Below are 12924 nucleotides of genomic sequence, written 5' to 3' on the forward strand. Positions count from 1 at the left end.
TATGAAAAAAAATACAATACTATATATTTTACTTGTTTTCCTAATTGTGGTGAATGGGTTTTTCTTATATAATTATATGGGTTTAAGTCGCAATGACAGACCTAAAGGACAGCAAAGAGATAAAGATTTTATAGTTAAAGAACTTAATTTTAATGCCGCACAATTAGAGGAGTTTAATGAAAAAAGCAAAGGACATCACCAAACCATTAAAAATTTATCGGATGAAGTAAAAGCATTAAAAGATTACCTTTTTAGTATGTTATCTAACGATTCTATTAACCCAAAAATAATAGACTCGATAACATCTTTAGTGTGCGAAAAAGAAACCGCAAAAGAGAAGGAGACGTTTTATCATTTTAAAATGATTCATAACATTTCAAACGAAAAACAAAAGGAGAAATTTAAAAGCATATTATTCGATGCATTACGTCAAGGTGATAATGCCAACCGACCACTTCCTCCTAATATGAGCGAAGGTCATAGACCACCTCCTAGACCCTAATAATAACTTTATCCCACAGTAAAACCTTCATTATATATGAAGGTTTTTTTGTTTGTGTTTTTTTTAACATATACGATAACAAGTTAAAATTCATTTTCACATCTAAATCTCTATATAGTAAATTTAAAAACCAATAGAGATGAAAAGACTTAGAACAATCATGACACTTGTTACTGTAGTAATTTTAAGCAGTATCACTACCCTTACTTTTAATGCCTGTAGCAGTGATGATGACGGTACAACTACAACAGGTGAAGACGAAAATGAAGAGATTATTAACGATGCCGATTTTGAAGCCACGGATTGGACCACAGAAACACATAGTAAAGATGCAGATCCAAATTTTGAAGAGGTGTTTGAAGACAATACCGTAAAACGAATAGATATTGTTATTGAGTCTTCGCGATGGGAAAGTATGTTAGATGATATGACGGATTTATATGGCACTTTTGGTAGCGGAAATGGATCATTTTCCGATGATGACGAAGATCCAATTTTTATGCCAGCGGAAGTGTTTTATAAAGATATAGAGTGGTATAGAGTTGGGGTGCGCTTTAAAGGAAATTCTAGTTTAGCATCTTCTTGGGCTAGTGGTATTTTAAAACTATCATTAAAATTAGATTTTGATGAGTTTGAAGATGATTATCCGCAAATTGATAATCAACGTTTTTATGGATTTAAAAAATTAAGTCTAAAAAATAATTACAATGATAAGTCTCAACTGAGAGAAAAAGTAGCAGGGGATGTTTTTAGAAATGCAGGACTTGTAGGCTCTCACACTGCTTTCTATACCGTATATATAGATCATGGTGATGGGCCAATTTATTTCGGATTATACACTATGGTAGAAGAAGTCGATGATACTGTAATCGATACTCAGTTTTCGGATAATGATGGCAATTTATATAAGCCAGATGGTGATGCTGCTAGTTTTGCTTATGGTACTTATGATGAGGATGAATTTGTGAAGAAAACTAATGAAGATGATGCCGATTTCTCAGATGTAGAAAGTTTGTATACCTATCTAAATGCTAATACTAGAACTACAGATCCAGCAACTTGGAGAGCTAACTTAGAAAGCGTATTGGATACTGATGTATTCTTAAAGTATCTGGCAACAAATACTGTCATTCAAAACTGGGATACTTATGGTAGAATGACGCATAATTACTATTTGTATAATGATGAAGATACGAACAAGTTAAATTGGATTCCTTGGGATAATAACGAAGCCTTACAGACAGGAAATATGGGAGGTGCTTTGGCTTTAGATTTTTCAGGGTTAAATAGTGCCGAGTGGCCTTTAATTGGCTATTTGTATGCTGACGATGTGTATAAGGCTCAATATAATTCTTACGTGCAAGAGGTTATTGACGGCGCCTTTAACGTAAACACTATTCAAGCTCAATATGCAGCATATGCCGATCTTATAGAACCTTATGTTACAGCAGAGATAGATGGTTACTCATTCTTAAACAGTAGTTCAGAATTTCAATCTGCGGTTAATACACTAAATGCTCATGCTGGCTCTAGAGCAACAGCAGTAAATAGTTATTTAAATGGACAATAAAAATAAAGATGTTTTGAGTTGATTGATTTTTAATTGTTGAAATGCTCCGTGAGAACTCACGGAGTTTTTTTTGTTTTATTTAACAAAAGGTAACACAAGTTTATAAGTAAAAGAGCATCTAAACCTACATAACGTTAAACTTAAAAAAATGAAAAGTAAAACATTAAAAACAGTAGTATTAGTATTTGGAATAGCATTATTTATGTCTACTAACGCCAATGCACAATCTCAAGACCATCAAAAAAGAAAAGAACCGCCAACATTTAGTGAGTTACTAAAAGAGCTAGATGAAAATGAAGATGGTAAACTTTCAAAAGATGAATTAAAAGGCCCTTTAAAAGACGATTTTTCTATGATAGATACTGACGAAGATGGATTTATTTCTGAAGAAGAGTTTAAAAATGCTCCGAAACCAGAACGAAAGAAAAGAGATTAATAAAAAACAATTGATGATGTAGTTGTAAAAACTTCGTGAGTAATTATGAAGTTTTTTTAATACCTAATGCGCAAAACAGATAATTGGATATGAGGTTATTTAGAAAGATAAGAAGAAAATTATTGTTTTCAGGAAAAATTAGAAACTACTTAATTTATGCTTTAGGTGAAATTTTATTAATTGTAATTGGTGTTTTAATAGCATGGAAAATCAATGATTTAAACGAATTAAGGAAAAATAGAATCGTAGAATTAAAAATATACCAGTCCTTAAATGAAGAGCTAAATTCTAACCTAGTGCTTTTAGATGCTTCCATTATTAATTATACAGAGACAACTCAAAACATTGAGAACACCATAGATTTATTAATGCATCAACAGCTTTCCCAACTCACAGCGAGTGAAAAAAGAAATGTGGTTAATGTCAATTATAAGCCCACAAAATTACATTACGGTGCTATAAATTCAGTAAACACAACTAACAAGTTCGAATTTATACAAAGTGATATACTTAAAGATCTCATAGCGGCTTATCCAAATGAATTAGACAATTTTGAAAGTCAAGAAACAAAAATTGAAAATATCGTAATAGGCCGATTACAGCCAGCTATAGAAAAACATGTATCCTTAATAGATATGTTAACTAAGCGTGAGTTTAGAATTAATTGTCTCGATTCTTACACTACCGAATCTAATTATATGGAATTACTAAAAAGTAGAGCTTATCAAAATAGTCTAGTAGATTGGTTATTACAATCCGAAATACAATTAACCAACGCCATAAACTTACGAGATAAAACAAAAACTATGGCATATCAGCTTAGTAAAGCGTTATAGAATTAGAGCACACGGTTATTGTTTTAATAATACTCCAATATATGATAATCAGTGAATTAAGGAAGTCATAAAATTTAAAGAATAAATAATAACAGTAAAACGATAAATTATGAAATACAGACCTATAAAGTTAGCCATTGTCGTAATGAGTATGTTAATCAGTTTTGGCAGTTTTGCTCAAGGTCCTCCTGGTGGAAGTCACGGAGGAAAACAAGGAGGCGGACCAAATAAAGGAGAAAAGCCAGATGCTTCAGAAATATTGAAATTGTTAGATATTAACAGCGATGGTAAAATAGATAAAGATGAGGCGTCTAAAGATGAAAGAGGGAAAATTGCTGAAGATTTTGAAATCACAGGTAGCAATGAGGATGGATATATTGATATAGAGGAACTAGAGGCCTCATTGGATAGCTCTAAACCAAAAAAATATCGGTAAAGGCACTTTTAAAAGCAGTAGATCAAAATGAAGATGGACAATTAAATGAATTGGAAGTTGCAGCAAAAGATAAACAAGATTTAATGGATAAATTTAAAGAGATAGACACCAATGGTGATAGTCAGTTAAATTTAGAAGAACTAAAAGTGTTTTATGAGAACGATGCAGATAACAAAAGGAGAAAATAAGAATGAAGCCTAAATATAGGTTGATGAACCAAAAACCTTAATATATATTGTTTTAAGGTCCTTAAATACGATGGTGATATTTCCAGTTGAAAAAAATGAATTCAAAGCACAAGTTTTTTTAAGTAATAGCATCTAAAAGATTATAACCATAAAAAAATAATTATGAAAAAGACAGTAAAACCACTAGCTTTATTATTAGCCTTTTTGGCCTTAGGGATATCGTGTTCCTCTGATGATAGTTCAACTACAGATGATGCCACTGACGATACAGGCGAGGTTATTGGCGAATTACACGCTGCGTTCTCAGCGTTTAATACAGAAGCCACAACCATCTATTTAGATGGATCTAGTGTTGTTATAGAAACTACAGGTTTACCAGACCATGAAACCGTTTATTGGGGTTCTGGTCACGAGCTTTACAGAGATGAACCCACAGTAGAGTCAACACCTAGCATTATGTCTAGTAACAACAATGCTACAACTATCATTGTAGATGCTACACCAGATTTAGATGGTAATGCGATAGCAACCAATTTCGATACTATTGGTATAGCAGTTAGTGGCGCCTCAATATTTAATGACCAAGAAGGAGGTGGCGCACTAGATGCTGCGGCTGCAAGTTTAGACTGGACAGGTGCGCACATAGGACCAGGAGTGTATCACTATCACTTAGAGCCTAAAGCGTTTTCTGATGACGACGATAATTTAGTAGGTATTTTATTAGATGGAGTATTTCTTTACGGCAGAAAATGTAATTCAACCGGCACGTATCCTGTAGATTTAGATGCTTCAGGTGGTCATACTTCTACAACACAGTACACGGATGGAGAAGAAGAGTATCATTATCATATTATCAATGAATTGTATTCAACAACAGGATCTTATATTGCGTTTGCAGGTCCATATCAAGGTTACTAAATGAAAATATTAAAGATACCATCATTGTTCGTTTTCGCAGTATTGATGAGCTGTAATATGAGCACCCGCGAGGCTACTTTTAATAAAACAGAAACGTTTCCTATTGCTGATGTTGAAGTCTTAAGAGATAGTATTACGCTTAATGGTAACGAGGGTGTTTGGTATTATAAAAATAAACCTTATTCAGGGTATGCGTTGAGGTATCATTTTAATGATTCATTAAAAGAAAAGATAGGCTTTTATAATGGAAAAAAGGAAGGTGTTGCTAAAACATGGTCTAAAAACGGAGTGCTTCGTGTAGAATCTCATTACATGCAAAATCGCTTAGTGGGCAGTTATAAAAGCTGGTGGGAAAACGGAATGTTAGGCTCAGAAGTTAATTACATTAACGGGAAGAAGAATGGAATTGAAAAGAAATGGTATCCAACAGGTCAACTTGCCAAAGAACGACATTTGGTTGATGGTAAGGAGGACGGTTTGCAAAAAGCTTGGTTAGAAAATGGCAAGTTATATGTTAATTACGAAGCAAAGAATGGTCGCGTTTTTGGACTTAGACGTGCTAATTCATGTTACAAACTAGAGAACGAAGTCGTTATTAAAAAAGAAGTAACCACAAGTAAATAAAGGAGCATGAAATATCTACTAATCGGTTTGCTTATAGTTACTGTAAGCTGTAAAGACCAACCTAAAAAAGAGCAGATTAAAGTTGAAGACACAAGCAGAGTAGACTATTTACCGTATTATAATGAAGAATCGTTTACGCCAAACTGGTTAATACCTGGTAGCAAGGCTGAAAAAGAATTTCATAAAATACCGGATTTTAATCTAACGAATCAATTAGGTGAGCGTATTACGCAAAAGACATTTGAAAACAAGATTTATATTACAGATTTCTTCTTTGCTAGTTGTCCTGGGATCTGTCCACAAATGACAGGTAATATGTTTAAACTACAGGAGGAGTTTAAAGATGATAACGACATTTTATTTTTATCGCATTCGGTGACGCCAACACAAGATTCGGTTTCTGTTTTAAAAAACTATGCAGAAAAACACGGAGTGATACCTCATAAATGGCATTTAGTTACAGGGGATAAGTATGAGATTTATAGTTTAGGTCGCGATCAGTATTTTGTGGAAAATGATTTAGGTGAATCAAAGACTATTGATGATTTTTTACACACTGAAAACTTTTTACTTATTGATAAAAATAAACATATAAGAGGTATTTATAACGGATTAAATAGAGCATCTATGCAACAATTAATAATAGATGTTAAAGCCTTAAAAGAAGAAGGCTAGAGTGATGACTTAGCTTTTGATTGATTGATTATGGTTTCTGAAAAGCTTTGCGGTATTAATCGTAAAGCTTTTCTATATTTGAGTAAAATTGTTATAATGAGAAATTTACTTCTATTGTTGGTTGTTGTTACCGTTTTTAGTTGTGGTAAAAAAAATAAATCAGAAATAGTGAATCAAAGAAAATTGTCTAGAATATGGATTAAAGGTATACTTAAAGATTCTACATTAAGTATAAGGACTATTCAAGAAATTGACGGAGATATTTACTATGGAGCTCAAGAGGGCAAGAGAGGTATATATTTAAGAGATGGCAGCGTTGCTACGGATCTTATGATTAAAGATTCGGTTTTACCATCGTTTAGGTCATCTGCGTTTAATGGGAAGAATTTATTTTATTTAAGCATTGCGTCTCCTGCGTTGCTGTTTAAGTTAGATTATAATAATGATGTTAGGGCTTATATAAGCCATAATGTCGTTTATCAAGAAAATCACCCAGACGTTTTTTACGATGCTATGGCATTTTGGAATGAACAAGAAGGTCTTGCTATAGGTGATCCCACAGAAGACTGTATGAGTATTATCATAACAAGAGATGGAGGTGATACTTGGACAAAATTAGGGTGCGATAAATTACCAAAAGCTAACCACGGTGAAACTGCTTTTGCTGCAAGCGATACTAATATAGCGATAGTTGGGAACCATACTTGGGTAGCAACAGGAGGTAAATCGAGTAGAATATTGTATTCACCAAACAAAGGAAAGTCTTGGAAAGTGTACGATACACCAATTATACAAGGGAAGGCAACCACAGGTATATACTCCTTAGATTTTTATGATGAAAAAAATGGATTTGCTATCGGTGGAGATTATACTTCTCCAAAGGATACCTTAAATAACAAGATAAGAACAAGCGATGGAGGAAAAACCTGGCAAATAGTCGCAAATGGTAAAGGACCAGGTTACAGAAGCTGTGTGCAATATATTCCAAATAGTGGAGGGAAAGAGCTGGTAGCTGTTGGGTTTAAAGGAATTGATTACAGTAACGATTCTGGTGATACATGGACGCACTTAAGTGATGAAGGGTTTTATACCATCCGATTTCAAAATGATTCTATTGCTTACGCTGCAGGAAAAGGTAGGATAAGTAAATTAACTTTTAGAGAATAAAAAAAGGAAACGTAAAAAGTTTCCTTTAGAATTTGTCGTTATAATTTATTGTCTTTTAGAGTGTCGTTTTTTGTATTCATCAAAAAGCTTTTGTCTAAAAGAACGCTCTGCTTGATATAGTTTAATTATTTTTTTTGCAGGTAAAAATTCTAATAATTCATTGAGCATTTTAGAATGCAATTCTACTTTTTGTTTTTCATTTTTTTCCATAGCTAAAAGAAGTGCTTTTGCTTCACTTTCTGTTAGTTCTTCTGGTTTTTTACCTTTTCTTCTGTAGGCGGAATTTTCTCTTAACTTATCTTCAGCATCTTCATTGGCATTGTAAATTGGCCAAAACTTTTGTGCTTCACTCTCGGTAAGGTCTAATTGCTCAGTAATATGAGCAATTTTTAAGGCTTTAATTTTTTCTTTATCAAGTTTTTGAGCAAATAGGCTCGTTGAAATCAATAAAGAAAGAATAAGTGTATATGCTATTTTCATAATCTTTTTTATTCAAAAATTAGGTCTTCAGTATCGACGTTTTCAAAATAATGATCTAGTGTTTCGTCCGAAATATCTATATCTATAAAATCAGTTACTGAAATATCATCCGTTTTTAATAAGGTGGCTAAATCATCGGCACTGTAGTCTTGATGATATAGATAATTTTCAATAAGCTCTGTTTCTAAATTGTCAATGGTAATATTATCGTTATTAAATACTAAGCTAAATAACAGAACGATACTTGCAGCAATACCAGAAAAATAATAAAATGTACTTTTCGGTTTTAATGTAATAACCGGTTTTTCTGTTGTGGTATTAAGCTTTTCTAATACGGTATTTTCTACAGTCTTAAAATAATCATCAGGAACAGTAAATCCTGAAACCTCAGAAGCCTTTATAACTTCTTTTTCATTTAAGCGTTCCAATAAATCAGCTTCAAACGACTCAAAATAATTATCTGGTGTTTTAAAACCTGAAGTTGTTACGTTATGTAAATTACTGTTTTTCATAATTATTGTATCGGTATAACCGAAATTATTTTAATCTCTTTTCTAATGCTTTGACTTCAAATTATTAAAATGGTTTAATCTGAAGTTAAAAATGCTTCAATTTTTTTTGCTGCAATATGATAAGACGCCTTTAAAGCACCTTCACTAGTCTCTAAAATTTCAGCAATATCTTTATATTTTAAATCGTCAAAATAGCGCATATTAAAAACCAGTTGTTGTTTCTCTGGTAAGGTTGCAATCGCTTTTTGTAACTTTAGCTGAATGTCATCTCCTTCAAAATAAACATCGGCTTGCAAATTGTTAATGGCTCTCGATTGGTGTTCTTCATTAGATATCTGTAAACGCTTTGCATTTTTATTAATGAGTGTAATAGATTCATTTGTCGCTATACGATACAACCAAGAAAATAATTTGCTCTCTCCTTTAAAATTTTCAATATTACGATACACTTTTATAAAGGTGTTTTGAAGGGCATCATCTGCATCGTTATGATTAATTACAATTTTACGGATATGCCAATACAAACGTTCTTTATAGAGTTGCAATAATTCTCTATAAGCCGCTTCTTTTGTAAGAGAGTTTTTTAAACGAGTTATAAGTTCCGATTCGTTAACCAATGACTTTTATTTACTAGTAAGACTCTGAAATTTACTAAAAGTTTAATTGAAGTTTAAATAAAGATACTGTGTTTTTTAGTGTCCAATAATTACTTTCTTAAAATCATTAAAACCGACAAAACGCACAAAATAACGATAAAATGTATATTTTTCTTGTATCATAGTGATTTTTAGTCTATGTTTGCTTTAAGCTTAACCTATTATGGGTTATCAGTTCCCCAAATCTGATAACAAAAAAGAAGGATGTATAATTAATACATCCTTTTTTTTATCGTATACTTTTAGAAAAATAAGATGGCTTAGTGCGTGGGATAATAACATACGCGTACCTTTTAAAGTTTTAAATCTTTGCTGAAAAATTAGTCAAAACTCTGCATATCTACCAGTTTTTTATAGACTCCATTTTTAGCCATAAGTTCTGTATGTGTACCTTGTTCTGCTATTTCACCTTTTTGCATTACCACAATAAGATCCGCATTTTGAATTGTAGAAAGCCGATGCGCAATAACAATTGATGTTCTATTTTGCATCATTTTCTCTAAAGCATCTTGTACTAATTTTTCACTTTCGGTATCTAGAGCTGAGGTTGCTTCGTCTAATATCATTATTGGTGGATTTTTAAGCACTGCTCTTGCAATACTTAAGCGTTGTTTTTGACCACCAGATAATTTTCCACCAGAATCACCTATATTAGTATGTATGCTTTGTGGTAAATCTTTAACAAATTCCCAAGCATTAGCTACCTTTAACGCATCGACGATTTCTTTGTCGGTAGCATCAATTTTACCTATCTTTAAGTTATTGGCAACAGTGTCATTAAATAAGATAGAATCTTGAGTGACTAATCCCATTAAATTTCGCAACGAATACTTCGTTACATGTTTAATGTCATCTCCATCAATAGTAATGGTACCTTGATTAACATCGTAAAACCGAGTAACTAAATTGGCAATTGTACTTTTTCCACTCCCAGATTGTCCTACTAGAGCTACACTTTTGCCTTTAGGAACATTAAGTGAGAAATTTTTAAGCACCAAATCATCTTCATATTTAAAAGAAATTTGATTGAGTTTAAGCTCCGATTCAAAAGCTGTTTTTACTTTGGCATCACTTGGGTCTTTCACAATAGATTCCGTATTTAAAATATCTAAAACACGATCAGCAGAAGCATTACCAGATTTTACTTTATAGGAAGCTTTACTAATGGCTTTAGCTGGTGTTAAAATATTATAGGCTAGAGCCATGTAGGTTATAAACTGATCTGGAGTTAAGGTTTTATCAACCAAAACCATTTGTCCTCCATACAGTAGAATAACAGCAATAACTACAATTCCTAAAAATTCAGATGTCGGTGATGCTAAATTCTGTCTATGAGCTAATTCGTTAGCAAATTTGTACAGTCTTGAAGTTGATTTTTGAAAAGTGGAATTAAATCTATTCTCAGCGTTAAACCCTTTAATAACTTTTAAACCATTTAATGTTTCATCTAAAACGGATAGAAATGAACCATTTTCTTCCTGTACTCGTTTAGAACGTTTCTTTAAGCTTTTACCAACTCTTGAGATTATAAATCCAGAAATTGGGATAAAAATGAATACAAATATGGTAAGCTTTAGACTAATTGTAAACATTACAATAATGGTAAATATAATGGTCAAAGGTTCTCTGATGAGCAATTCTAAAATTGCTAATAATGAATTTTGAATTTCATTAACATCACCTGATATTCTCGCTATAATATCACCTTTTCTTTTTTCTGAAAAATAGGATATAGGAAGCGTTACGGTTTTATTATACAGTTCATTTCTTATGTCTTTTAAAATTCCGTTTCGAAGGTAGGCTAGGAAAAAGTTAGAAAAATATCCTGACGCATTTTTAAGTAGGAAGGTAGCTAAGACAACACAAATCATTAAAATTAAAACGCTGTATTGACCATCTGCTTGAATTTTTTGTGTTATGAAGAAATTTAAAGAGTCCTCTAAATAATCACCGTACTCTAAAATGCCGTCGTAATTAGTACGGATGGGCTTACTTGCAATTGGTTCTGCTGTTTTTAGCAAAACTTTTAACATTGGCATTAAAGAAACAAATGATAAAGTCCCAAAGAGGGCGTATAGAATATTAAAGAAAATGTTTAGATAAGCATATTTCTTATAGGGGATAATAAACCGTGTTAACTTTTTTATATAGTCCATTAATTATAATTTCATATCCTTTAGGATAGCTTCAATTCTGTCACCCAACAATTGCTCCGTTTTAGCAAAGTCCGACGAATTGTCTAATTCTGTGTTGACGCTAATATAGAATTTGATTTTTGGCTCTGTTCCACTTGGTCGTAATGCTATTTTACTTCCATTTTCAGTGTAATAAATTAATACATTAGATTTAGGAATATCTAAAGGTGTTTCTTCATTAGAAAGGATGTTTTTTGATTTAGATACTAAGTAATCTTCTATTAAAACAACTTTTTCACCATTAATTTCAGTTAGAGGATTGTCTCTTGCATCAACCATCATTTGTTTAATTTCTAATGCACCTTCAATCCCTTTTTTCGTTAAGGATACTAATCGTTCTTTATAAAACCCGTGTTCTATATATAAATCAATTAGCTTTTGGTACATGGTTTTACCTTGCGCTTTTGCTTGTGCAGCAATTTCGCACGCTAATAGTGTAGAAGTGACAGCATCTTTATCTCTTACAAAGTCACCAACCATAAATCCAAAACTCTCTTCTCCACCACCAACAAAATCCATGTCTGGGAAATCTTTAATCATTTTAGCAATCCATTTAAATCCTGTAAGGCCAATTTTACATTCAACACCATACGCGTCTCCTAAAACAGACATCATCGGTGTTGATACTATTGTAGAAGCTATAAATTGGTTGTTATTAATTTTATTAGCGTTTTTCCATTGTCGAAGTAAGAAGTCGGTCATTAATACCATGGTTTGATTACCATTAAGTATCACCAACTCATTTTCTAAATTACGTACCACAACTCCTAAACGGTCACAATCCGGATCCGTACCGATTACAATATCTCCTTCCACACGATCTGCTAATTCCATGGCCATTTTAAGTGCTTCTGGCTCTTCAGGATTAGGAGAAACAACTGTTGGAAAATCTCCATTTGGTTCTCGTTGCTCTTCTACAATATTTACATTGGTATATCCTGCACGTTTTAAGGTTTCTGGAATAGCTGTTATAGACGTTCCGTGCAATGAGGTAAATACAACATTTAAGTTGGCCTTAGCTTCAGCTGGTGTATTAAAACTTCCATTATTAATAGAGGCTTCAATAAAAACATTATCTACATCTTTACCTATATATTGTATTAAATCGGAATTAGATTCAAATTTAATTTCAGAATAATTTATACGATTAATCTCTGCGATAACACCAGCATCTTGAGGTGGTACTAATTGCCCTCCATCTTGCCAATATACTTTATAACCGTTATATTCTGGTGGATTATGTGATGCAGTAAGCACAATACCACAATGACAGTTGAGGTGCTTTAATGCAAATGATAATTCTGGAGTAGGTCGTAATTCTTCAAATAAATAAACTTGTATACCATTGGCAGAAAATACATCAGCAACCAGTTTTCCGAAGATTTGACTGTTATGTCTGCAATCGTATGCAATTGAAACTTTTACGTCTTCACCAGGAAATTGTTCTTTTAAATAATTACTTAAGCCTTGGGTGTTTTTTCCTAAGGTATATTTATTTATTCTGTTGGTGCCAAGTCCCATTATACCTCTCATACCTCCAGTTCCAAATTCAAGATCTTTATAAAAGCTCTCTTCTAATTCTTTTGGGTTAGAAGCCATCATGTTTTTAATTTCTTTTTGAGAGTCTTCATCAAAATGTGGTGTTAACCACGCGTTTACACGTTCTAAAATTTCTGGTTTTATATGTATCATGGATAAAATGGATTTATTAACAAAAATAAACAATTCA

Annotated in this window: 15 protein-coding genes; 10 read left to right on the forward strand and 5 right to left on the reverse strand. The window is 32.5% G+C overall.

Annotation, left to right across the window (positions count from 1 at the left end; all coding sequences use genetic code 11):
- Position 1 precedes the first annotated feature (1 nt).
- From C8N41_RS08145 to C8N41_RS08190, 10 genes are all read left to right on the forward strand, one after another.
- Positions 2-502 carry a hypothetical protein gene (locus C8N41_RS08145; protein WP_115838915.1) on the forward strand — a complete coding sequence of 167 codons (501 nt, stop codon included), beginning with the start codon at positions 2-4 and terminating at the stop codon, positions 500-502.
- 139 nt (positions 503-641) lie between these two features.
- Positions 642-2072: a CotH kinase family protein gene (locus C8N41_RS08150; RefSeq protein ID WP_115838916.1), complete on the forward strand. Its 1431-nt coding sequence runs from the start codon at positions 642-644 to the stop codon at positions 2070-2072.
- A gap of 148 nt (positions 2073-2220) precedes the next feature.
- Positions 2221-2508, forward strand: a complete 288-nt coding sequence (locus C8N41_RS08155; RefSeq protein ID WP_115838917.1) for an EF-hand domain-containing protein — start codon at positions 2221-2223, stop codon at positions 2506-2508.
- Between the two features lie 89 nt (positions 2509-2597).
- Positions 2598-3344, forward strand: coding sequence for a hypothetical protein (locus C8N41_RS08160; protein ID WP_115838918.1), 747 nt, complete (start codon positions 2598-2600; stop codon positions 3342-3344).
- Between the two features lie 109 nt (positions 3345-3453).
- Positions 3454-3780, forward strand: a complete 327-nt coding sequence (locus C8N41_RS08165; RefSeq protein WP_115838919.1) for an EF-hand domain-containing protein — start codon at positions 3454-3456, stop codon at positions 3778-3780.
- An 83-nt stretch (positions 3781-3863) separates the two neighbouring features.
- Positions 3864-3968: a hypothetical protein gene (locus C8N41_RS08170; RefSeq protein WP_147298942.1), complete on the forward strand. Its 105-nt coding sequence runs from the start codon at positions 3864-3866 to the stop codon at positions 3966-3968.
- A 162-nt stretch (positions 3969-4130) separates the two neighbouring features.
- Positions 4131-4886 (forward strand): YHYH protein, encoded by a 756-nt coding sequence (locus C8N41_RS08175; protein ID WP_115838921.1) that lies wholly within the window; start codon positions 4131-4133, stop codon positions 4884-4886.
- A 57-nt stretch (positions 4887-4943) separates the two neighbouring features.
- A complete protein-coding gene (locus C8N41_RS08180) occupies positions 4944-5510 on the forward strand; it encodes a toxin-antitoxin system YwqK family antitoxin (protein ID WP_249033258.1) in 567 nt (188 codons plus the stop codon).
- Between the two features lie 6 nt (positions 5511-5516).
- Positions 5517-6185, forward strand: a complete 669-nt coding sequence (locus C8N41_RS08185; protein ID WP_092443977.1) for an SCO family protein — start codon at positions 5517-5519, stop codon at positions 6183-6185.
- Between the two features lie 96 nt (positions 6186-6281).
- Positions 6282-7352: a WD40/YVTN/BNR-like repeat-containing protein gene (locus C8N41_RS08190; RefSeq protein ID WP_115839524.1), complete on the forward strand. Its 1071-nt coding sequence runs from the start codon at positions 6282-6284 to the stop codon at positions 7350-7352.
- Positions 7353-7397: 45 nt separating this feature from the next.
- Here the strand turns inward: C8N41_RS08190 and C8N41_RS08195 are convergent, their stop codons facing one another.
- From C8N41_RS08195 to C8N41_RS08215, 5 genes are all read right to left on the reverse strand, one after another.
- Positions 7398-7832, reverse strand: a complete 435-nt coding sequence (locus C8N41_RS08195; RefSeq protein ID WP_092443975.1) for a Spy/CpxP family protein refolding chaperone — start codon at positions 7830-7832, stop codon at positions 7398-7400.
- A gap of 8 nt (positions 7833-7840) precedes the next feature.
- Positions 7841-8344, reverse strand: coding sequence for a hypothetical protein (locus tag C8N41_RS08200; protein ID WP_115838923.1), 504 nt, complete (start codon positions 8342-8344; stop codon positions 7841-7843).
- A gap of 74 nt (positions 8345-8418) precedes the next feature.
- Positions 8419-8961, reverse strand: coding sequence for an RNA polymerase sigma factor (locus C8N41_RS08205; protein ID WP_115838924.1), 543 nt, complete (start codon positions 8959-8961; stop codon positions 8419-8421).
- A 359-nt stretch (positions 8962-9320) separates the two neighbouring features.
- Complete coding sequence (locus C8N41_RS08210) at positions 9321-11156, reverse strand: ABC transporter ATP-binding protein (RefSeq protein WP_115838925.1); 1836 nt, start codon at positions 11154-11156, stop codon at positions 9321-9323.
- 3 nt (positions 11157-11159) lie between these two features.
- Positions 11160-12887 (reverse strand): phospho-sugar mutase, encoded by a 1728-nt coding sequence (locus tag C8N41_RS08215; protein ID WP_211318190.1) that lies wholly within the window; start codon positions 12885-12887, stop codon positions 11160-11162.
- Positions 12888-12924: the final 37 nt, after the last annotated feature.

Origin of the sequence: Winogradskyella sediminis (assembly GCF_003387355.1) — a bacterium.
Taxonomy (GTDB): Bacteria; Bacteroidota; Bacteroidia; order Flavobacteriales; family Flavobacteriaceae; genus Winogradskyella; species Winogradskyella sediminis.

Coding starts and splice junctions, on each gene's coding strand:
- C8N41_RS08155 (WP_115838917.1), top strand. CDS start 2,221: ATGAAAAGTAAAACATTAAAAACAGTAGTATTAGTATTTGGAATAGCA.
- C8N41_RS08175 (WP_115838921.1), top strand. CDS start 4,131: ATGAAAAAGACAGTAAAACCACTAGCTTTATTATTAGCCTTTTTGGCC.
- C8N41_RS08200 (WP_115838923.1), bottom strand. CDS start 8,344: ATGAAAAACAGTAATTTACATAACGTAACAACTTCAGGTTTTAAAACA.
- C8N41_RS08190 (WP_115839524.1), top strand. CDS start 6,282: ATGAGAAATTTACTTCTATTGTTGGTTGTTGTTACCGTTTTTAGTTGT.
- C8N41_RS08170 (WP_147298942.1), top strand. CDS start 3,864: ATGGATAAATTTAAAGAGATAGACACCAATGGTGATAGTCAGTTAAAT.
- C8N41_RS08150 (WP_115838916.1), top strand. CDS start 642: ATGAAAAGACTTAGAACAATCATGACACTTGTTACTGTAGTAATTTTA.
- C8N41_RS08160 (WP_115838918.1), top strand. CDS start 2,598: ATGAGGTTATTTAGAAAGATAAGAAGAAAATTATTGTTTTCAGGAAAA.
- C8N41_RS08165 (WP_115838919.1), top strand. CDS start 3,454: ATGAAATACAGACCTATAAAGTTAGCCATTGTCGTAATGAGTATGTTA.
- C8N41_RS08215 (WP_211318190.1), bottom strand. CDS start 12,887: ATGATACATATAAAACCAGAAATTTTAGAACGTGTAAACGCGTGGTTA.
- C8N41_RS08180 (WP_249033258.1), top strand. CDS start 4,944: ATGAGCACCCGCGAGGCTACTTTTAATAAAACAGAAACGTTTCCTATT.
- C8N41_RS08145 (WP_115838915.1), top strand. CDS start 2: ATGAAAAAAAATACAATACTATATATTTTACTTGTTTTCCTAATTGTG.
- C8N41_RS08195 (WP_092443975.1), bottom strand. CDS start 7,832: ATGAAAATAGCATATACACTTATTCTTTCTTTATTGATTTCAACGAGC.
- C8N41_RS08185 (WP_092443977.1), top strand. CDS start 5,517: ATGAAATATCTACTAATCGGTTTGCTTATAGTTACTGTAAGCTGTAAA.
- C8N41_RS08210 (WP_115838925.1), bottom strand. CDS start 11,156: ATGGACTATATAAAAAAGTTAACACGGTTTATTATCCCCTATAAGAAA.